Here is a 20,737-nt window from a genome sequence, read left to right as displayed (position 1 = left end):
TTTGTGCCTAGCGGGCAATACCTTGACCAAAGCGGTTGTGCCTCCCTCCAGACGGGCTGTTCTTGGTGCGATGGGGGCGTTCTCCCTGTTGGGTCTTTCAGCAATGTCTGGAATATCTCACGCAAAATCACCACCCAAACCCGCTAACGTACTGTCTCCGGATCAGGCCATCCAGCGCTTGCTGGAAGGTAACAAGCGCTATACCTCTGGCAAGACCGAGGTTCGAAAATTCAGCGTGACGCGTGCGGCACTGGTGGGCGGACAAAATCCATACGCCTGCGTTTTGAGTTGTGCGGATTCACGCGTCAGTCCCGAGCTGTGTTTTGACGAGGAAAGAGGCGATCTTTTCGTGACGCGCGTGGCCGGCAACTATGTCACGCCGGATATTTTGGCAAGCCTTGAATATGGCGTGGCCGCCCTTCATTCCCCGGTTATTTTGGTGCTGGGCCACACCAGTTGCGGTGCTGTGAGCGCAACGGTCAATGCACTGGAAAAGCAGGCAGAATTTCCCGGTCACATTCAAAGCATCGTCACAGCGCTGATGCCAGCGGTGCGTGCCGCTGCAGCCGAGCCCCACGAAGGCTCTTTGGCGCAAGCAGCAACCATCGTCAATATCAAGCAAAACGTTCAGCGACTGCAAGAAGCTACGCCCGTACTGAGCAAGGCGGTGCAGGCTCAAAAATTGAAAGTCCTTGGTGGCCTGTACCACCTTGAGACAGGGCGTGTGGAAATTGTTGCGTAGCGAGCGAACAGAGGGGCGTTGCTGTTTGTGCGCTGGCAACTTCAATAATTGCTGATTTTTACTGAGAAGATTTTTATATTCAAAACGCGAATATAAAACTCACTATGGCAATCGCGTGATGCCTCTTTCTGCTGCGCGTTGAATAGATTTACCACCCACCTGCCATGCAATTGCTTCTTGCCCCGATGGAGGGGTTGCTCGACTTTGTGCTGCGCGATGTCCTCACCCGCATTGGCGGGGCCGATCGCTGCGTTTCTGAATTTATCCGCATCAGTGGCACGCTCTTGCCGGAGCGTGTTTTTTTGCGTTACATGCCCGAGTTGGCCCATGGCAGCCGCACCCTGGCGGGTGTGCCAGTGCGGGCGCAATTGCTGGGCTCAGACCCCGTCAGCATGGCTGAAAACGCCGCCTTCCTCGCCACCTTGGGGCCGGAGGGGATTGACCTGAATTTTGGCTGCCCGGCCCGCACTGTGAACCGCCACGGTGGCGGTGCCTCCATGCTGCAAGACCCTGAAAACATCGCCCGCCTGGTGGCAGCCGTGCGCCGTGCCGTGCCAGCGCATTTGCCGGTATCGGCCAAAATGCGCCTGGGTTTTGACGACCGGGGCCTGATGCGCGAATGCGCCCAGGCCATGGTAGAAAACGGCGCGTGTGAGCTGGTCGTTCACGCCCGCACCAAGGCCGATGGCTACCGCCCGCCCGCCTACTGGGAGCAAATCCCGCTGATCCGCGCAGCCGTTGGCCCGCAGATTCGCATCATCGCCAATGGTGAAATCTGGACCGTGCAAGACGCTTTGCGCTGCCGCGAGCAATCCGGCTGCACCGATTTGATGCTGGGCCGAGGCAGCGTGGCCGACCCCGGCTTGGCCCTGGCCATTCGCGCTGCTGTCGTTCACGGTGTCCCTGCTGCCGATAGCGTTGCGCCCATTCAGCCAGCGGCGGTGCCGTGGGCGGCACTCTTGCCGCACATGCAGCAGTTTTGGGATTGGGTTTGTCAGCGCCTCACCCCCAACCAGCGGGCTGGGCGGCTAAAGCAATGGCTTAACCTGCTGCGCCGCCGCTACCCCGAGGCGGAAACCGCCTACCAACAAGTGCGGGTGATGACCGACCAAACACTCATTACCCAGTGGTTGGCCCTGCAGCGCTGCCAACAGCCGATGTCGGCTGGCGTGCCAGCACCCGCAAATCTGGGCCAATAGGGGTGACCTCGTGAAACTGCCAGGGCAGCGCTTGGCCTAAATCTTGCAGTGGCCCCAGTGCCGCCATGCCTTTGCAGCCCTGGCCCAACAGCGTGGGGGCCAAATACAGCAACAACTCATCGACCAGCCCCTGCGCCAGCAAAGCACCGTTGAGGATGGCTCCCGCCTCAACATGCAACTCATTGATCGAGCGCTGCCCTAAATCGGCCAGCATCGCCGCCAAATCCACTTGCCCTTGGGCACTGGGTAGATGAATAACAGTAGCGCCTAGCGCTTGTAATTGTTTGGTTTTTTGTATATTTAATACTGAAGTATAGATAATACAAGCGCTACCAGCTCTTAAAACCTTAGCATCCAGCGGTATGCGCAACTGGCTATCGACCACCACCACCTGCGGCTGGCGCGGCGTGGCCACGGCGCGAACGTTCAGCTGCGGGTCGTCCGCCAAAATCGTGCCAATCCCCGTCAGCACCGCACAGGCCCGCGCCCGCCAGTGGTGGCCATCGGCCCGTGCCGCTGGGCTGGTAATCCATTGGCTGGCCCCATTGCCCAGGGCGGTGGCCCCGTCCAGCGACGTAGCGGCCTTCAGCCGCACCCACGGGCGGCCCCGCTCCATGCGGCTAAAAAAACCAATATTCAGCGCCCGCGAAGCCGCCGCCCCTGGCCCCACTTCAACGGCCACCCCTGCCGCCTGCAGCCGGGCAAAACCCTGGCCCGCCACCTGGGGATTGGGGTCGGTCAGCGCCCCTACCACCTGGGCCACCCCGGCGGCAATCAGCGCCTCGCAGCATGGCCCGGTGCGCCCGTGGTGGGCGCAGGGCTCCAGCGTCACATACGCCGTGGCCCCCTGGGTGCTGTGCCCCTGTGCGGCGGCATCGCGCAGCGCCATCACTTCGGCATGCGGCCCTCCGGCCTGTTGGGTAAAACCCCGGCCAATGACCGCGCCGCTGCGGCCCACCAGCACGCAGCCGACACGTGGATTGGGATTGGATAAAAAAAGCGCCTGGGCGGCCAGCCCAAGCGCTTCTTGCATGTAAATAGCATGGTCAGTCATGCTGTGAATGCTAGAGCATTATTTGTGCGCCATGCGGCTCAAGATTGCTTAACAGCTTGCACACTGAATTGCAATCCCATTGCCTGCAGCACCTTCATGATGGTGTCAAAGCGCGGTTGGGATGTAGGACGCAGGGCCTTGTACAACGCCTCGCGCGTCAGGCCGCTGGCGCGGGCCACCTCGGTCATTCCACGGGCGCGGGCAATGGTTCCCAGTGCGTGGGTCAGCTCGGCAGGATCGTTTTCTTCCAGAACGATGCTGAGGTATTCGGCAATCGCCAGGTCACTGTCCAGGTGTTCGGCCATATCGAACTCAGGCAGATCGGCGACGTTCATCTTCTTGGTCATGCTCATACTCCTTCGATAGTTTGGGCCAGAGCGATTGCGTGGGTGATATCGGCCTGCTGGGTGGATTTGTCGCCACCGGCCAACATGACAATCAGCACGTCACCGCGCTGTACGTAATACATGCGCCAGCCAGGGCCAAAGAACTCACGCATCTCATATACGCCTTCTCCCACGGGCTGCACATCCCCCAGAAGGCCGCGTTGCACCTTTTCCAGCCGTCGTGCAAGGCGGCGGCGTGTCATGCCGTCACGCAGGCTGGACAGCCAGAGGGAAAACTCCGGCAGTTGCTTGACTATATACATGGCCCAATCGTAATCGTTCGTTCACGATTTTGCAATTGGATAAAAAAAGCGCCTGGGCGGCCAGCCCAAGCGCTTCTTGCATGTAAATAGCATGGTCAGTCATGCCGTGAATGCTAGAGCATTATTTCCCCCAGCATTCGGCCTTTTTGCCGCTGACGCTCACATCCTTTGCACCGGTATTGGTCAGGGTGAAATTACCGCATTTATCACCGGATTGCGCTCCTTTTGGGGTAGCCGTCAGAGTAAAAGTGGCACCGTCAGACACTGCAGCAATATCGTAGCGGTCACCTTCCACAGTTTTTAAGTTGGCAGGGAAGTTGGCCGTCACGGGATACGTCCCCGTAGCCGTGGCGGCCCGCTCCATCCACCGTGCCGCTTCCAGCAACCCTGCCATGGCGTTGGCGCGGTGGCCCTTGCGCACGTATTCGGTGTAGCTGGGGTAGGCGATGGAGCTCAAGATGCCAATGATCGCCACCACGATCATGACCTCAATCAGGGTGAAGCCGGTTTGGCGGGACGGGTATGGCATGTGGGAGAGGTAGTTTTTTTTCATAGCAATGTTCCCTTATTGCATTTGACGCCAGCTGGGGCGTGATGTGGTTTCGGGCATGCGGTTTAACTCTTCTTTTTCGAGCAGCGTTGCGTCACATTTGTCACCCACGCACGAAGAGAGGTCGGTGTTTTTATCTTTTGAAGTCACCATGGCATGTGCGCCCTTGCGCACTTGGCGGCGCACCATGATGTCGTCAATGCCATCGGCCACGGCCATGAGTTGGATGCTGGGGGTGGCGCCGTCCATGATGTTGATAAAGGTGCGGTATTGGCGTTCATCGTCCACCGAACCGGTTTCGCAGCTTTCGATGCTGGCATCAAACACATTGCTGCCTTTGGCGGGGACTTGCGAATAAACGGTCAGGATGTTAGTGCCATCATAAAAATCCAGTGGTTTGAGCAAGCGCTCGCCTGTGCTGGGGAGGTCTAGATACCAACCGTTATAGCTGCCCCAGTTGGTGGGTTTGAGCGGGTCTTGCCCCAAGGTGGCTTGCTGGCTGCCAGAAACCACTGTCGTGGTTTGTTTTTTCAGCTTGGCCGCATCCACCCCTGCCCCCAGTGGCGCAGGTGCGGGTACGTTGATGCACTTCGGGCCATCACTGGTTTGGCAGGTTTTGCCAGGGTGAATCTCCAAACGTTTTGGATTGCTATCTTTAATGTAGCGATAGCGGGTGTTGTCCAGCACCGAGTACAGGGTGTGTACATTGGTACTTTCTGGGTCGTTGCGTGCCACATTGCGCCCGGTGCCAAAGGCGACCATCATGCCGCCCACGGGAGTGCTCGTGTTGGCTTTGCATTCATTGGTGGCGCTATCCAGTTCGCATTTTTTGCGGTCATTGGCCCGTGTTGTTGGCGCCACCGTGATCGGCTGGGGCAGTTCTGTGCCACTGTTGCCATACACGGCAGGACGCTGTGCGGTGAACAGGGGAGCACCGTTAAAAGCCACTTTCCATTTGCTGGCATCGTAATTGGTCAGGTCAAACTTCCACATATTGCCCTGGTTGTCGCCAGCGTAGGCAATGTCCGGGCGGTCATCGCCGTTCAAATCGACCAGGCGGGGGGCGCTCAGGCCATTGTCATTGGCCTTGCCAGTGCCGGGCACGTCCACGGTGGTGGGAATCGTCAGCAGCTCTTTATTGCCATCCAGGTATTGCACCAGCAAAACCGGGCGCTGGTTGGCGCTGTTGTAGCCATTGCCCAGCACCACGGCCCAGCGGTTGTTGTTCAGCATGGTGATTTGCGAGGCATGCAAAAGGCTGGTGCTGTTGGTGACCGGTGCGGCGGTAATGTGGCCAATATCGCGGTCTTCCGTAACGGTGGTAGTGCATGCAGCTTGAATCGTGCTGTCGCTCTCAAGGGTGCAGTCTGGTGGGCTGACTTCGGTGCTGCGGGTGCGATCCAGCACAACCAGGCTACTGGCGTTATCAGCGGAAAAATTGCTGGGGTTGGTCACGTCCAGCACAAAGTAACCCCGGCCGCCGGCCCCCAGCGTGCCCACCAGCAGGGTGCGCCAGTCAGGGGAATTGGGGTCAGTGCTGGTATTGGCATCGCCTGTCATGGGCGAACCATCGACAAAGTAGCGGTGCTGCTGGTCGTAGGCCGGTGCCGTCAGTCGGGTGAGGCTGGGAATCACGCCTTGGGGCACGTAGGCGATTTTTTCGGTGCCATCTTCAGCAGAGAAACCATGCAGCATGCCATCGTTGCCGCCCACGTAAATCATGGGGGTGCGGTCTTTGTAGTCAGTAATAAATTTGCTATACCCATTAAAGGCATAGCTGCGTGCAGGGGCGGCGGTGTACCACACTTCAGAATTCACAATATCGCCTTGGCGGCTTTGGCGTTGGCGATAGGGTTTGCTTTCCGTGTAGTTGGAGGGGTTGGTGCCCTCTTTGCTGCGATCGCCGCGAATGTAGTTGAGCCGATCTTGGCCTGCGGCTTCACCCTCGTCGGTGCCATTGGTGGCTTTTTGCAATGCCAGTTTTTGGGAGGTGCTCAGGTTGGATTGGTCGGCCGCCCAAACAAAAGGCACCCCTCCCTTGGGTGCAGCATTCACCCATTGATCGCTCCAGCTCAGAATAACGCGCGATTCGTGCGAGGCCAGGGCATCAAGCTTGTTGGCCGTGTTCTCTCCGCCCCACGCAAGGGTTACACCGCCATCGGTATCGACTGTTTCTGCAATCACAAAGCCTTTCCAGCCGCTTTGTGGCTCGTAGTTGCCGGTGAATTTGCTGACACCGCTGCGCGAAATATTCGAGCCGCTCAAAGCGGTAGAAGTAATGCTGGGGCTGACCTCGGTGTTAATGGTGCGAATAATTTGCTCGAATGCTTTTTTCAAATCTTCGCCCTTTTCTACGGCGTAGAACTGGCCCCGGCCATTGATGGCGGCGTGCCACATATCGTCCTGTTCTTGTTTTGCAATTGCATGCCATTGTGCCCAACCAGATGCGTAATCTGCAAAGCTGCCATCATAGCCATAAGGTAATGTATTGGTTGGAGGTATTAGCTTTCCATTATTTCCGTTAGTGGTGTCAATGGTTGTCCCTGGTTGTGAGCCTTTCCTTCGGGTGGAATAATTTCCAATATTGCTTTTCCATGATGGGGATTTTGAGTTCTCTTCATATCCTATAGGTCTATATTGATTTTCAGGAAGAGAATCTTTGCTAAATCCGATAGTGAACGTAGTCATATGCGGCCAAGTGGCTGGATTGTAGCGTGGGTTCCAATATTTTTTGAGTGTGGCTTTTCTTCCTGAAACTCTATTAGTGAAAGTTTCTTCTTCAGGAGCTTTGATGTATTCAGGGAGTGGGGAAACACTTCCATCAAGGTTTTCTTTTGCTTGCAAAGGTTTTGCCCAGCTTTGAAAAGCCCAGTCGGAGAGTGTACTCATATAACCGCCCCAGCGGTCGCTGCATTCTTTTCCACTTTTTTTGGTTTCACTGCATGGTCGATAGCCTAGGTGGAAGCTGCTCCACGTGGGGTAGTCGATATCGCGGTATATCCAAGTTTGCGGGTCACTACGCTTATATGCTGTTCCATCAGGTAGAAAGAATGCGTCAGTGGTCTCTACTGGGTAGTTGGGGCCAAGCTTGCCGTTGCTGTTTGTTTCTGAGTCCTGATTATCAAAGTTGATGGGATTGGTATTGATATCTTCTTGGTCTGAATTTTTATTTGTTTGTATTTCATCATTATTATCGAAGTAAGTACTTTCAGGGCCATAGTAATACCCATTCCATGCGCCATCCGTTAGAACGATGTGGTAATTACGTCGGCAGCCCAAAGGTTTTTCATTGGGCCTATTCAGGGTTTCTCCAGGCTTGCTGGCCCAAGGACCATTTTTATGCAGAGGGGCACGCATATATTCATCAGCCCGTTTCATCATAAAATGCGTGGGAGTCCATGCGCAGGTATTGAAATTTTTTGCGTATAGTAAAAAATTATCTCGATGGGTGCCTTCCAATGAGCGCATCACGTTGATATTGTTACTACTGGCTGCTGCTGCATTAAGCTTTGGTGCCCATTTTTCACCATTAACCTTGGTGCAATTGCCCAAGGTTTGCCATGCTAAGCGTATCTTGCCCTCTGGGAGTAATGATCGATCCTCGAAAACCGCTTTTAAGGCATCTTGTAGCACGGCTGCACGGGACTTGGTTCCGTTAAGCATGTCTTTCTCATCCATACTTCCAGAATCATCCAGCGACAAGATCACGTTGGGTGCCACATACGGCTCTACCGTGCCGGGGGGCGAATTGGCCAAGTCCAGTGCCCAGGCGCTGGCAGGAGCCAAGGCAGCGCTGGCAGCAATTGCAATCAGGCGGCGGCGAAATTTTTGGGGTGTGGTGCGTCGGGGCATGGTGAACTCCTGGGGCGGCACGAAAGAACAGAAAGAAAAAATCAACGGGCTTGAGATGGTGTCAGTCCTGCAGACGCGTGCGGGCGTAGGTTTCCTGGATCACGGCAGTGCTGTTGGGCTTCAAGCCCCTGGCCCAGGCGGTGATGCGGTACACCACGCTGGGTTTCAGACGCAAATCCAGGAGGTCTGTTGGTGCTGCTGCATTGGGGGCGTCATTCACAATGAGGCCTGCACCGCCGACGGCATCGGGGTCGGCGTAGCTCAACACTTCAATCCAGTACCAGCCACCACGGTCGTCGGCGTCGCGCTCGGCCAGGATGGCGTTGTGCGGGGCATCGTCATCTGAAGCGTTTTTAGATAGGGCTCCAGTAAATTGTCCATAGCGTGCACCGCCGCGTTTGCCTGCGTTGTTAGCCCTGGTCATTTGCTCGAAAGAGACTTCGGGGTCGTCAGCCTCTGTGGTGTCTGTGTGGTTGTTCCAAAAGTCCTGCCGACCTCGGCGCTTGACGCACAGCCCGTTTTCGCAGAACGGCGAGGTACTGCGGTGGTTCGAAAAACCGACGATATTGTTATCGTACACAGCGGTCAGCGCGGCATTGTCATCAGCGCGATAGCCTGTGGTGTCGAATTGCTGAATATCTAATTCAGCATCTTGAATCAGGCTTTGCGCGGCTTCAAAAGCGCGTTGGTAATCGGCATCGTTGCCCACCACCATTTCATTGAAGATGGCGGTGCGCGATGCCCACAGCGCCAGCAGCATGGAGAGCATGACAAACACAATCACCACAAACAAGGCAATGCCGCGTTCGCGGTGGGGGGCAGCAGGGCGGGTGGTGGAAGAGGGGGTGTGCATGGGGGAGCCTTTCACCTTTAAATCAGCCCTTGGCTGCGCAGTTGGAAGACATTGCGAAACACGTAGTGCATCCGGTTGGTGCGTGGAGCGGCCAGGGTGGTGATGTTCACAGCGGTGCTGCCGTCGCAGCCGGTGTAGCTGGCACCTTCGGGCAGGTCGATACGTTCGGTGCCAAACAGCACCAGGCAGACTTCTACACCTTGAACCCGGTTCCAGTCTGCTACGCCTGCACTGTTGGTGTAGAGCATGGTGGGGTCATCTTGATCGGTGCCTTGTAGCAGGTAGCGCACTTGGAAAGCAGCGACGTTTTGGGCAATGGGTTGGTCGTTGCAGCGCAAATCTGTGCCATTGAGGGTAAAGATGCTCTCGATAGAGGTAGTCGTTCCGGCAGGGATGCTTCCAGGAGCGCCCAGACAGTTGCGGGAGATGGGGCCAGCATTGGCAAAAGTGGGTTCTTCGTAGCCGGTGAAACGAATGGTGACGCTGCCATTGTTTTCGGCGATGGCTGTGTCGGTGCTGCCACGCAGCTGGAAGGCAGTGGCGGAGGTGATCTCGCCATCACCGTCAGCATCCAGGCCCAAATCAAGGTAGAGCGAGCCAGCCTGGCGCAATTGGGTGCCAAAGGTGCGCATAACGTAGGCGGCTTGCTGCTGGATGCCACTGATATCGCTGACGGCCCCGGTCACGCTGCGCGAGCCCAGCAGCGAGACCGTGGCCACGGCGACCACAAGCAGACCAACGGCAAGGCCAATCATGAGCTCAATCAGTGTCAGGCCGGCCTGGAATTTCAAGTGTTTTTGCTCTTTATCCCTTGTTGGGTAAGCGCTAGTAGCTATTTTTTTTATATAGCGGTGTGTGTGCAATGCCATTATTTGCTCCCTGGGCAGTAAATTTTGCTGTCGTCTTGGCTGCGAACACAGCGGGCGGCTACCGTGATGTATTGCAGGTGGCAGATGCGCCCATCGGGGCAGACGGCAACGTCTGTGTCGGTGCCAGCGGAGAAAGTCCCATCGGCGGCACGGACTTGGGTTGCATCAATATCGTCAGTGTCTAGACCTTCTGCTTCATTGGCCCGCCAACTGACCATGATGCCGATTTGGCTGGCCGCAGTACTACCAGCGTCCCAGGGCGCAACAAAAATGCTGGCTTGGCCCAAGGGCAGGGTGTTGGCAACGTTTTGTTTCCACACCCCTAGGTCGCGGGTGAACAAGGCAGCGGGGGTGCAAGGGCTGTTGCTATCAGTGCAGCCATCGGGGTCTGGTTCATCGTCGAAGTCAGAGACGATATCGTCACTTAATAGGTCGATGTAGTTGCCCAGGCTGACCAAAGCGTTGGGCTGTACGCGCAGCCGTTCGCTGAAGTCTTCAATCAGGCGAACGGCCTGGGCGCGACGCGTGGCGGTTTGAGAATCGACCAGGGTGCGCATTTGCATGCCCAGAATGCCGATGATGCCGAGCACCGAAATGACCAAGGCCACCAGCGATTCAATCAAGGTAATGCCGCGTTGCCGGCGGTGCGTGGTGGTGGGGTGTGGGCGGTTTATCCTTTGCATGGAACTTCCTCTGATTTAACAGTGCGTATGCGCCCCCCAGAGCTCATGCACAGTCCGCGTGTGGCGGGGTGGCTGATGCTTTGGTTGTGTGGGACGAGGTTGAAGCCGACGTAAGTGCCCGCTACCAGGCCATAGCGGTTGAAAATGATGCGGTTGTTGCCCCCGGTGCGTGAAATCTGGGTGCGGTTGGGGCTGTCGTAACGCAGCAGCACCGGTTCGCTGGCGGCGCAGCTGTTGTTGCGGTTGGTGTCGGCGCAGATGAACCAGCCACAGTCCCATTCGCGCTGGGCGCTGGGAGCGGTGCAGCCGTTGGTGTTGGTGGTGATTTTTTGCATGATGATGTGGCCACCGCGTTTGATGGCTTCAGAGCGGGCAAATTGCAGGCTGGCTTCCAGGTTGCTTTCCACCTGTCGCACCCGCCAGCGCTCTATCAGTGGCTGAAAGCTGGGCAGCGCAATCGCCAGCAGCACCCCCAGCACGCTCACGGCGACCATGAGTTCAATCAAGGTAAAACCCAAACTATGGCGTGGATGGAGGTGCTGGATGCGGTGCATGGCGTGTCCTTTAGGGGTCAGGATCGGGATCGGGGGTAGATGGGTTGCACTCCTCGCTGCCCGGTAAGTGCCGGATAAGTCCACTGCCGCTAATGCAGACACGGGTAGCGCTGGCAGCGTTTTCATCCTTGTTGGCGGGAGTCAGCAAAAAATCGGTGACCGGGGTGATGGTGCCCCAGCGGTCCAGTGCCAGTTCGGTGGCATCGCTTTCTTCGCTGATGGCCAGGCTGGTGGATGCGCCGCTGGTTTGCAGCAGTTCATCGTCGCCATCGGCATCAATGCCATGGACTTCCCAGCCGTTGGCCCAGTCATCGTCGATGGCACTAATGGTGATGCCGCCGCCACGTTTGATGGCTTCAGAGCGGGCGTAGTAGATGGTTGATTGCAGCGCTTCGGCTGCGCTGCGCACGCGCCAGCGTTCTATTAAAGGGGTGAAGCTGGGGGCGGCAATCATGGCAATGACGGCCAGAATGGAGACAGTCACCATCAGTTCAATGAGGGTGAAGCCATGTTGTTTGAGAGGGAGCACAGGGTATTTCAACATTTGGGTTGAATGTAGGGGGCTGTTGCCGCGGTGGTTGCTGGGGCAGGATGAGCGGTGAGTGGTGCGGGATGAGTGGCAAGGAGACGTTTAAACGCGACAAAAGAAAAACCGCCATGGTTTGCACCGTGGCGGTTTTTTTGAAGGTGTTGATCGGTAATTGCTTACTTGATCTTGGCTTCTTTGTACTCGACGTGTTTGCGAGCTTTGGGGTCGAACTTCATGATCAACATCTTTTCAGGCATTGTCTTTTTGTTCTTGGTGGTGGTGTAGAAGTGACCGGTGTCAGCAGTGGAGACCAGTTTGATTTTTTCGCGTCCGCCTTTGGTAGCCATGAGTATTTCTCCTTGAGATTAGCTAGAAATTAAGCTTGGCCACGGGCACGCATGTCGGCCAGAACGGTGTCGATGCCGTTCTTGTCGATCAGACGCAGGGCGGCGCTGGAGACGCGCAGACGCACCCAGCGGTTTTCGCTTTCGACCCAGAAGCGCTTGTACTGCAGGTTGGGCAGAAAGCGGCGTTTGGTTTTGATGTTGGAGTGGGAAACTTTGTGACCCACCGCAGGCTTTTTGCCTGTTACTTCGCATACGCGTGCCATTGAGGACACTCCGATTCAAGTTTTACAGCGGCCAGCATAGGGTGCTGACTGCCTCACCTCGCCATTGTGGTTCTGGGTGGCGGTAAACCCATGCTGCCCAAGCTTGGGGCAAAAGCAGCAAAGCCGCGCATTATAGCGCGGCTTTGGTTTCTATTGGCGGGGAGTTTGATTCAGGTGCTTATGTGAGCTGGTGGGTGCGTAGCCACTCTTGCAATGCATCTGTCATGCGTGTTTGCCAACCAGGGCCGGTTTGCTTGAATGCAGCCAGGACAGAGTTGGGAACACGCAGGGAGATCGCTGTTTTGGGCTCGCCCTGGACGGGGCGGCCACGTTTGCGTTCGATCAGCTGAGCAATGGCTTGGGTTTGTGCTTCGGCTTGTGGGTCTTGGCTATGCAGCGCTTGACGCACTTGCTGCCAATTGCTTGCCGATTGGCCCTGTGCCCGAGCCTGGTGGATTTGCTCACTGGTCAGGGTAGTCGTTTTCAAGCCAGTCATAGTAAGCACTCCTTTCTTCTGCGTGTGCAGGCCGGAAGCTGATGATGCGGCATTGGGTATCGCGCTCGACGAAGGCCACTGAGAGCACCATCAGTACGTCAAAAACATAGGCCAGCGCCTGATAGCGTGGCTCGCTATTGCGTGAACTGTCCACGATCCAGACAAATTCACTTTCCATGACCAAGTCGGCATCTAGAAAATCAATACCGTGCTTTTTTAGATTGGCAAGGCGCTTGGCCTCGTCCCATTCATAGATCATGGTTGGTGGATATTGTATATACGTATATTGCTTCCGGCGTAGTTGGTTTTATTCCTGCTGTTCCAAAAACCGCTGGGCATCCAGTGCCGCCATGCAGCCGGTACCGGCGCTGGTGATGGCTTGGCGGTAGATGTTGTCTTGCACATCGCCGGCGGCAAAGATGCCGGGCACGCTGGTTTGCGTGGCAAAGCCTTTGCGGCCACTGTGGGTGACGATGTAGCCGCCATCCATCTCTAGTTGGCCCTTGAAGATGTCGGTGTTGGGTGCGTGGCCGATGGCAATGAAGCAGCCTTGCAGGGCGATGTCTTCGGTGTGGCCGTCTTGCGTGCTTTGGATGCGCACGCCGGTGACACCGCTGGCTTCGCCCAGTACTTGCTGCAGGGTGAAGTGGGTTTTGAGGATGATTTTTCCTTCTTGCACTTTGGCCATCAGCTTATCGACCAGGATGGGTTCGGCGGTAAATTTGTCACGGCGGTGAATGAGGGTGACCGTGCTGGCGATGTTGGACAGGTACAAGGCTTCTTCCACCGCCGTGTTGCCGCCGCCGACCACGCAGACGGGCTGGTCGCGGTAGAAAAAGCCATCGCAGGTGGCACAGCCGGAAACGCCCCGGCCCATGAATTCTGTTTCTGAGGGCAGGCCCAGGTATTTGGCCGATGCGCCGGTGGCAATGATCAGGCTGTCGCAGGTGTAGGTGCCGCTGTCGCCGGTCAGGGTGAAGGGGCGCTGAGAGAAATCAACCTGATTGATGTGGTCGAACACGATTTCAGCCTCAAAGCGCTGGGCGTGCTCTAAAAAGCGCTGCATCAGCTCGGGGCCCTGCACGCCATGGACATCGGCGGGCCAGTTATCGACCTCGGTGGTGGTGGTCAGCTGCCCACCCTGGGCCATGCCGGTGATGAGCACGGGCTGCAGGTTGGCACGCGCAGCGTAGATGGCGGCGGTGTAGCCGGCCGGGCCGGAGCCCAAAATTAAAACCTTGGCGTGTTGGGGTGTGCTCATAACTGTGATCCGTAGTGAGGTGGAAGGAGGGGCGTTATATGTTTTGCATACGCTTTGAAACGGTTGATTGTAGAAAGCTTGGGCAAGCTTGGCTGCCCCTGGGGTAAGCTTTCGCCCTCGTATGAAAGCTTCCTCTTCTTCTTCAGCCGCTGCACTGGCTGGTACGCCGTCTCGATTGGGTTTGGCGCGGTTTGGCCATGAGATGTGCTTGCTCACAGGCCTGTTGGTGCTGATGTTTGGCCTGGCGGCCATGGCCAGCCATTCTTTGCTGGATCCGGCGTGGTCCACGTCGGGTGCTTCGGACACCGTTTTGCCGCACAACTGGATGGGGCGGCTGGGCGCGATTTTGTCGGATGCCGCGTATTTTGGTTTTGGCTTTTCGGTCTGGTGGCTGTGGGCGATTGCGATTTTTGTGTGGTTGCGCTCATTTCGGCGCTGGATTGCGGGCGCGGGCATTTTTATCCCTTCACTGGGCCAGCGTTTGAGTTTTTGGCTGGGCACCTTGCTCTTGCTGGGGGCCAGCTGCGCGTTGGAATGGAGCCGCCTTTACCGCTTTGAAGAGGCCTTGCCCGGTCACGCTGGTGGGGTGCTGGGGTATATGTTGGGCGTGGGTGGGATGCGCTGGCTGGGCTTTACGGGCTCAGGGGTGGTGGGCATCTTGTGCATCGTCGTGGCGGTGGGGTGGGTTTTTAATTTTTCTTGGGGCAGTGTGGCCCAAGGTTTGGGCACGCAGTTGGACAAACTCTGGCCCAAAATTCAAGCGTGGCGGGAGCAGGGGCGCGATATTGCCAAGGGAAAACAAGCCGCCCGCCAGCGTGCCCAAGATGTGCAGCACGATGCCCCGGCGCAGCATGAGCCGGTGGTGATTGCGCCGGCCCCTGTGGCGATTGCCCCCAGTGAACGGGTGCTGAAAGAGCGCCAGAAGCCTTTGTTTATCGACAGCCATGCCGCGCTGTCCGAAGGCTTGCCCCAAGTGAATTTGCTCGATGCGCCGCCCGCCCAGCAAGAAACCGTTGCCCCCGAAACGCTGGAGATGACCAGCCGCTTGATTGAGAAAAAGCTCAAAGACTTTGGCGTAGATGTCGTGGTGGTGCAGGCCACGCCGGGGCCGGTGGTGACCCGCTACGAGGTGGAGCCGGCGACCGGGGTCAAAGGCTCCCAAGTGGTCAATTTGGCCAAGGATTTGGCCCGCAGCTTGAGTTTGGTGTCGATTCGTGTGATTGAAACCATTCCGGGCAAAAACACCATGGCGCTGGAGCTGCCCAATGTGCGGCGGCAGACCATCAAGTTGTCGGAAGTGCTGGGCTCGCAGATTTACCACCAGAGCAAAAGCCTGCTGACCATGGGCCTGGGCAAGGATATTGAGGGTAAACCCGTGGTGGCCGACCTGGCCAAGATGCCGCACGTGTTGGTGGCGGGCACGACCGGCTCGGGCAAGTCGGTGGGGATCAACGCCATGATTTTGTCGCTGCTCTACAAGGCAGAAGCCAAGGATGTGCGCCTGCTGATGATTGACCCCAAGATGCTGGAAATGTCCGTTTATGAAGGCATTCCGCACCTGCTGGCCCCAGTGGTCACCGATATGAAGCAAGCAGCCAACGGCCTGAACTGGTGCGTGGCTGAAATGGAAAAGCGCTACAAACTGATGAGCAAGCTGGGCGTGCGCAATTTGGCTGGGTACAACGCCAAGATTGACGAAGCCTGCGCCCGCGAGGAAAGCATTGGCAACCCGTTTAGCCTGACCCCCGAGCAGCCCGAGCCCTTGCAGCGCCTGCCGCACATTGTCATCGTCATTGACGAGTTGGCCGATTTGATGATGGTCGTTGGCAAAAAGATTGAAGAGCTGATTGCCCGCCTGGCGCAAAAGGCGCGGGCTGCGGGCATCCATTTGATTTTGGCCACCCAGCGCCCCAGCGTGGATGTGATTACCGGGCTGATCAAGGCCAATATTCCTACGCGCATTGCGTTTCAGGTCAGCACCAGGGTGGATAGCCGCACCATTCTTGACCAAATGGGGGCCGAGGCCTTGCTGGGCATGGGCGACATGCTCTACATGGCCAGCGGCACGGGCCTGCCGGTGCGGGTGCATGGGGCCTTTGTCAGCGACGATGAGGTACACCGCGTTGTAGCCTACTTAAAGCAGCAGGGCGAGCCGGACTACGTGGATGGCGTGCTCGATAGCAGCACCGGCGAGGATGGCCTGGGCAGTGAATTGGGCGAAGGTGGCAGCGGCAGTGGTGCCGAGCAAGACCCCATGTACGACCAGGCCGTGCAAGTGGTGCTGCAAGACCGCAAGGCCAGCATCTCGTATGTGCAGCGCAAGCTGGGCATTGGCTACAACCGCTCGGCCAACCTGCTGGAGCAAATGGAAAAAGCCGGTTTGGTCAGTGCGCTGACCTCCAGCGGCAAACGCGACGTACTGGTGCCCGCCCGGGGCGAATAAAGGTGATTGATGCAACAACATATCCGAAAATGGGCCGTGCTGGCCCTGTTGGCCACCCCTGGCCTGGCAGCGCCTGCATGGGCCGATGGCTTGGCCAGCCTAGAGGCATTTGTGCGCCAGGCCAAAGCCGGCACCGCCCAATTCACCCAAACGGTGACCAGCCCCGCCAAAGCTGGCCAAGCACCGCGTGTGCAGTCCAGCAGCGGCAGCTTTAGCTTTCAGCGGCCGGGGCAGTTCAAGTTTGTCTATACCCAGCCCTTTGCCCAAACCATCGTTGCCGATGGACAAACACTGTGGTTGTACGACGAAGATTTAGAGCAAGTCACCCGCCGCCCACAAGGCGATGCCCTGGCTGGCACCCCAGCGGCATTGCTGACCAGCGTGCAAGACATGGCCGCTTTGCGCAAAGATTTTGATTTGGCTGCGCAGGCCAGTGCCCAGCCCGACCCCGAGGGCCTGCAATGGGTGCAAGCCACGCCGAAAAACCAGGATGGCCAGATTCAGCAGCTGCGCGTAGGTTTCACCCCGGAAGGGGCATTGGCCGCGCTGCAGATTAACGACAGCTTTGGCCAGCAATCGCTGCTGCGCTTTACCCAGATGGCGCTGTCCCCTGGTTTGCCAGCGGGCAGTTTTCACTTTCAAACCCCGGCGGGGGTGAGTGTGCTGGATCAATAAAAATAGCGTCTTGCGCTTTATTTACAAAGGATTTCGGTTGAATCTAATCGAAATCCTTTTGTTTTTCAGCGGGTGCAGCTATTTGCAATGGTTTAAAAACAGGCCCAAGTTTGCTCGGCGATGGTGAGCATGAAATCGGGGTCCAAGTACAGGCCAAACACGGCCAGCAAGACCAGCGCAACCACCAGCCATGCCAAGGCCCGCTGCCAAATCGGGCGGCGCTGGGGCGCAGATGTGGGGGTGGTGGGTTCGGTCGTCATGCCTTTGGGGTGGTTGCCAGTGCGGGGCGGGCAATGGCCGTTTCGCGCACCGGTAAATTAATCAAGGCACCGGCCACGCCCAGCACAATCATCAGGTACCAAAGCATGTCGTAATTGCCTTGGCTGTCGTACAGGTAGCCGCCCAACCAAATGCCCATAAAGCTGCCCAGCTGGTGGCTAAAGAAGGTGATGCCGCCCAGCATGGACAAATGCTGCACGCCAAAAATCTGCGCCAAGATGCCGTTGGTCAGCGGCACAGTCGAAAGCCATAAAAACCCCATCACCGCCGCATAGGCGTACACCGACCACGGCGACAGCGGGGCCAGCAAAAACAGCACCGTGGCCAGCGCCCGCAGCCCGTAAATGCCCGACAGCAAATACTGTTTAGGCAGTTGCTGGCCCAGGTTACCGGCGATATAGGTGCCAAAGATATTGAACAGCCCAATCAACGCCAGGCTGTAACTGGCCACCTGCGGGGCCATGCCAAAGTCTTTCAAATAGCTGGGCATGTGTACGCCAATGAACATGACCTGAAAGCCGCAGACAAAGTAACCCAGCGTCAAAAACACAAAGCTGGAATGGCCCAGGGCCTCTTTCAGCGCCTCGCGCACCGATTGGGTGCGCGGTGCCAGTGCTTGCCCTTTGCCAAAGCCCGGCTCGCGCAGGCCAAAGGCCAACACGCCGATCAGCAAGACCACCAGGGCCAGGGCCAGCAAGGCATTGCTCCAGCCCAGCTGGGCAATCAGCGCCCCTTCTACCGGCACCATAAAAAATTGCCCGAAAGAGCCTGCCGCCGCCGTCAGGCCCATGGCCCAGCTGCGCCGCGCGGCGGGGATTTGCCGGCCCAGCACGCCATACACCACGGCATAGGTCGTGCCCGATTGCGCCGCGCCAATGACCAGGCCCGTGCTCAAAATAAACAACCAAGTGGTGGGTGCCAAGGCCATTCCGGCCAAACCCAAGGCGTAGAGCGCGGCTCCAGCTATCAAAATTTTGAATGCACCCCAGCGGTCGGCCAAGATGCCAACAAAAATCCCCAAAATGCCCCAGGCCATGTTTTGCACTGCAATCGCCAGGGAGAAGGATTCGCGGCTCCAGCCCATGTCTTGGGTAATGGGCTGCAGCCACAGGCCAAAACCGTGGCGAATGCCCATGGACAGCGTCACCACCATGCCCGCACACAACAGCACCTGCAGCATGGGCAGTCGCTGAACGGCGGACGCGGAGGCGGAAGAAGTATCTATATTGCTTTTTTGCATAAGGCTGGGAATGTAGCGAAAACCACGCGGCACAGCAGTCACCGAGGTTGCTTTCCCTTAATTTACCTAAACGTAAAGTGGCAAGCCTCGCATCTTGTTTGAAACTGTTTTTTCATACAGTCTTTTCGGGCGACTGCCGTGCGGCCACTACAATTTGCGCCGCTATGGCTGATACCACCCCCACTTTGTCGTCTTCTTCCGCTTATTCCGAACGCTCCATCCGCGTGCTCAAAGGGCTTGAGCCCGTCAAGCAGCGCCCGGGCATGTACACCCGCACCGACAACCCGCTGCACATCGTGCAGGAGGTGATCGACAACGCCGCCGACGAAGCCCTGGCCGGATTTGGCAAAAAAATCCGCGTCACCTTGCACGACGATGGCTCGGTCAGCGTCGAGGATGACGGGCGCGGCATCCCCTTTGGCCTGCACCCGGAAGAAAACGCCCCCGTCGTCGAGCTGGTCTTCACCCGCCTGCACGCGGGCGGCAAGTTCGACAAAGGCAGCGGCGGCGCATACAGCTTCTCCGGCGGCCTGCACGGCGTGGGCGTGAGCGTGACCAATGCGCTCTCCACCCGCCTGGAAGTGACCGTGTACCGCGAGGGCGAAGCCGCCCATTTGGTCTTTGCCGGTGGCGATGTGGTGCAGCCCCTGCAGCGCCGACCCCTGCAAAGTGGCGAGCGCAAACAGGGAACAACAGTGCGCGCCTGGCCCGATGCGCGCTACTTTGACAGCCCCCACCTGCCGCTGGGCGAGCTGGTCCACCTGCTGCGCTCCAAGGCCGTGCTCATGCCGGGCGTAAGCGTCACCCTGGCCAATGAAAAAACCCGTGACACCCAAACCTGGCAATACAAGGGCGGCCTGAAAGACTATTTAGAACAATCGCTGGCCACCGACCCCCTGCTGCCCCTGCTCGAAGGCGCAGGCTTTGCCGATGCCCAGGACGACAGCTTCGCCCAGGGCGAAGGCGCGGCGTGGTGCCTGGCCTTTACTGAACAGGGGGCCGTGCTGCGCGAAAGCTATGTCAATCTGATCCCCACCGTGGCCGGTGGCACGCACGAAAGCGGCCTGCGCGATGGCTTGTTCCAGGCCGTGAAAAACTTCATCGAACTGCACAGCCTGCTGCCCAAGGGGGTCAAGCTCATGCCCGACGATGTGTTTGCCCGCGCCAGCTTTGTGCTCTCGGCCAAGGTGCTTGACCCGCAATTTCAGGGCCAGGTCAAAGAAAAACTCAACAGCCGCGATGCCGTGCGCCTGGTCTCCAGCTTTGTCAAACCGACGCTGGAGCTGTGGCTCAACGCCAACATCGAACACGGCAAAAAGCTGGCCGAACTGGCCATCAAAGCCGCCCAGCAGCGCCAAAAAGCGGGCCAAAAGGTGGAAAAGCGCAAAGGCAGCGGCGTAGCCGTGCTGCCCGGCAAGCTAACCGACTGCGAAAGCCGCGACATCGCCCACAACGAAGTCTTTCTGGTCGAGGGCGACAGCGCCGGTGGCAGCGCCAAAATGGGCCGCGACAAAGAAACCCAGGCCATCCTGCCCCTGCGCGGCAAAGTGCTCAACACCTGGGAGGTAGAGCGCGACTTTTTATTTAAAAACAATGAAGTGCATGACATCTCGGTGGCCATTGGCGTTGATCCCCACGGCCCGAACGACAGCCCCGATTTGTCCGGCCTGCGCTACGGCAAAGTCTGCATCCTGAGCGATGCCGACGTGGACGGGGCCCACATCCAGGTGCTGCTGCTCACCTTGTTCTTCCGCCACTTCCCCAAGCTGGTCGATGCCGGGCACATCTACGTCGCCCGCCCACCGCTGTTTCGCGTCGATATTCCCGCCCGTGGCAAAAAGCCCGCCGCCAAACTCTACGCCCTGGACGAGGGCGAGCTGCAAGCCATCCTGGACAAAGCCGCCAAAGAAGGCGTGGCGCGCGAAAAATGCCAAATCAGCCGCTTCAAAGGCCTGGGCGAGATGAACGCCGAACAGCTGTGGGACACCACCCTCAACCCCGACACCCGCCGCCTGCAACAAGTGCAACTGGGCGCACTGGACTTTGCCGCCACCGCCAACGTCATGACCCAGCTCATGGGCAAAGGCGAAGCCGCCGCCCGCCGCGAGCTGATGGAGCTGCATGGCGATGCGGTAGCGGTGGATGTGTAAATTTTTAGTGTTTTTGGCATCTAACGCTTTTCAGGAAAGCGTGAGTAGC

22 protein-coding genes are annotated in these 20,737 nt (G+C 57.8%); 5 read left to right on the top strand and 17 right to left on the bottom strand.

The features are described from left to right. Positions 1-22 precede the first annotated feature (22 nt). A complete protein-coding gene (locus J1777_RS09645; protein WP_242700482.1) occupies positions 23-742 on the top strand; it encodes a carbonic anhydrase in 720 nt (239 codons plus the stop codon). Between the two features lie 164 nt (positions 743-906). Next, on the top strand, positions 907-1,941 hold the full coding sequence (locus J1777_RS09640) for a tRNA dihydrouridine synthase (RefSeq protein WP_207575522.1): 1,035 nt from the start codon (positions 907-909) through the stop codon (positions 1,939-1,941). On the opposite strand, the gene ribD is transcribed toward J1777_RS09640, so the two are convergent. From ribD to trxB, 15 genes are all read right to left on the bottom strand, one after another. Beyond that, the gene (ribD, locus tag J1777_RS09635) at positions 1,862-2,995 is read right to left on the bottom strand and encodes a bifunctional diaminohydroxyphosphoribosylaminopyrimidine deaminase/5-amino-6-(5-phosphoribosylamino)uracil reductase RibD (RefSeq protein WP_207575521.1); all 1,134 of its coding nucleotides are present in this window, start codon (positions 2,993-2,995) and stop codon (positions 1,862-1,864) included. The genes J1777_RS09640 and ribD overlap by 80 nt on opposite strands. A gap of 38 nt (positions 2,996-3,033) precedes the next feature. Continuing rightward, on the bottom strand, positions 3,034-3,342 hold the full coding sequence (locus tag J1777_RS09630) for an addiction module antidote protein (protein WP_207575520.1): 309 nt from the start codon (positions 3,340-3,342) through the stop codon (positions 3,034-3,036). A 2-nt stretch (positions 3,343-3,344) separates the two neighbouring features. Further along, complete coding sequence (locus J1777_RS09625; RefSeq protein WP_207575519.1) at positions 3,345-3,644, bottom strand: type II toxin-antitoxin system RelE/ParE family toxin; 300 nt, start codon at positions 3,642-3,644, stop codon at positions 3,345-3,347. A gap of 121 nt (positions 3,645-3,765) precedes the next feature. Then, entirely contained in the window at positions 3,766-4,173 is a 408-nt protein-coding gene (locus J1777_RS09620) for a type IV pilin protein (protein WP_207575518.1), read from the bottom strand. 36 nt (positions 4,174-4,209) lie between these two features. After that, a complete protein-coding gene (locus J1777_RS09615) occupies positions 4,210-8,046 on the bottom strand; it encodes a pilus assembly protein (protein ID WP_207575517.1) in 3,837 nt (1,278 codons plus the stop codon). Between the two features lie 61 nt (positions 8,047-8,107). Continuing rightward, entirely contained in the window at positions 8,108-8,899 is a 792-nt protein-coding gene (locus J1777_RS09610; RefSeq protein WP_207575516.1) for a pilus assembly PilX family protein, read from the bottom strand. Positions 8,900-8,916: 17 nt separating this feature from the next. Next, the gene (locus J1777_RS09605) at positions 8,917-9,690 is read right to left on the bottom strand and encodes a PilW family protein (protein ID WP_242700481.1); all 774 of its coding nucleotides are present in this window, start codon (positions 9,688-9,690) and stop codon (positions 8,917-8,919) included. A 77-nt stretch (positions 9,691-9,767) separates the two neighbouring features. Continuing rightward, the gene (gene pilV, locus J1777_RS09600; protein ID WP_207575514.1) at positions 9,768-10,451 is read right to left on the bottom strand and encodes a type IV pilus modification protein PilV; all 684 of its coding nucleotides are present in this window, start codon (positions 10,449-10,451) and stop codon (positions 9,768-9,770) included. Beyond that, positions 10,439-11,005: a GspH/FimT family pseudopilin gene (locus J1777_RS09595; RefSeq protein WP_207575513.1), complete on the bottom strand. Its 567-nt coding sequence runs from the start codon at positions 11,003-11,005 to the stop codon at positions 10,439-10,441. The genes pilV and J1777_RS09595 overlap by 13 nt, the downstream gene beginning before the upstream one ends. A 10-nt stretch (positions 11,006-11,015) precedes the next feature. Then, positions 11,016-11,549, bottom strand: a complete 534-nt coding sequence (locus tag J1777_RS09590) for a GspH/FimT family pseudopilin (RefSeq protein WP_207575512.1) — start codon at positions 11,547-11,549, stop codon at positions 11,016-11,018. Positions 11,550-11,710: 161 nt separating this feature from the next. Further along, a complete protein-coding gene (gene rpmG, locus J1777_RS09585) occupies positions 11,711-11,881 on the bottom strand; it encodes a 50S ribosomal protein L33 (RefSeq protein WP_207575511.1) in 171 nt (56 codons plus the stop codon). 29 nt (positions 11,882-11,910) lie between these two features. Further along, positions 11,911-12,144 carry a 50S ribosomal protein L28 gene (gene rpmB, locus J1777_RS09580; protein ID WP_207575510.1) on the bottom strand — a complete coding sequence of 78 codons (234 nt, stop codon included), beginning with the start codon at positions 12,142-12,144 and terminating at the stop codon, positions 11,911-11,913. A gap of 178 nt (positions 12,145-12,322) precedes the next feature. Next, positions 12,323-12,640, bottom strand: a complete 318-nt coding sequence (locus J1777_RS09575) for a BrnA antitoxin family protein (RefSeq protein ID WP_207575509.1) — start codon at positions 12,638-12,640, stop codon at positions 12,323-12,325. After that, the gene (locus J1777_RS09570) at positions 12,606-12,899 is read right to left on the bottom strand and encodes a BrnT family toxin (protein ID WP_207575508.1); all 294 of its coding nucleotides are present in this window, start codon (positions 12,897-12,899) and stop codon (positions 12,606-12,608) included. Before J1777_RS09570 ends, J1777_RS09575 begins: the two co-directional genes overlap by 35 nt. A gap of 48 nt (positions 12,900-12,947) precedes the next feature. After that, positions 12,948-13,901, bottom strand: a complete 954-nt coding sequence (trxB, locus tag J1777_RS09565; protein WP_207575507.1) for a thioredoxin-disulfide reductase — start codon at positions 13,899-13,901, stop codon at positions 12,948-12,950. 121 nt (positions 13,902-14,022) lie between these two features. Between trxB and J1777_RS09560 the strand changes: the two genes are divergently transcribed. Both J1777_RS09560 and lolA read left to right on the top strand, forming a co-directional pair. Further along, entirely contained in the window at positions 14,023-16,344 is a 2,322-nt protein-coding gene (locus J1777_RS09560) for a DNA translocase FtsK (RefSeq protein ID WP_207575506.1), read from the top strand. Positions 16,345-16,353: 9 nt separating this feature from the next. Beyond that, the gene (gene lolA / locus J1777_RS09555; RefSeq protein WP_207575505.1) at positions 16,354-17,019 is read left to right on the top strand and encodes an outer membrane lipoprotein periplasmic chaperone LolA; all 666 of its coding nucleotides are present in this window, start codon (positions 16,354-16,356) and stop codon (positions 17,017-17,019) included. A 92-nt stretch (positions 17,020-17,111) separates the two neighbouring features. On the opposite strand, the gene J1777_RS09550 is transcribed toward lolA, so the two are convergent. Then, positions 17,112-17,279 carry a hypothetical protein gene (locus tag J1777_RS09550; protein ID WP_207575504.1) on the bottom strand — a complete coding sequence of 56 codons (168 nt, stop codon included), beginning with the start codon at positions 17,277-17,279 and terminating at the stop codon, positions 17,112-17,114. Continuing rightward, the gene (locus J1777_RS09545; protein WP_207575503.1) at positions 17,276-18,478 is read right to left on the bottom strand and encodes an MFS transporter; all 1,203 of its coding nucleotides are present in this window, start codon (positions 18,476-18,478) and stop codon (positions 17,276-17,278) included. Before J1777_RS09545 ends, J1777_RS09550 begins: the two co-directional genes overlap by 4 nt. A gap of 224 nt (positions 18,479-18,702) precedes the next feature. Here J1777_RS09545 and J1777_RS09540 point away from each other — a divergent pair, with 224 nt between their 5' ends. Further along, positions 18,703-20,688: a DNA topoisomerase IV subunit B gene (locus tag J1777_RS09540; protein ID WP_207575502.1), complete on the top strand. Its 1,986-nt coding sequence runs from the start codon at positions 18,703-18,705 to the stop codon at positions 20,686-20,688. Positions 20,689-20,737 lie beyond the last annotated feature (49 nt).

The organism is Comamonas denitrificans (genome assembly GCF_017368815.1).
Taxonomy (GTDB): domain Bacteria; phylum Pseudomonadota; class Gammaproteobacteria; order Burkholderiales; family Burkholderiaceae_C; genus Comamonas; species Comamonas denitrificans.
The sequence above is the reverse complement of the archived record's forward strand: the minus strand, read 5'-3'. Positions and strand labels throughout refer to the sequence as shown.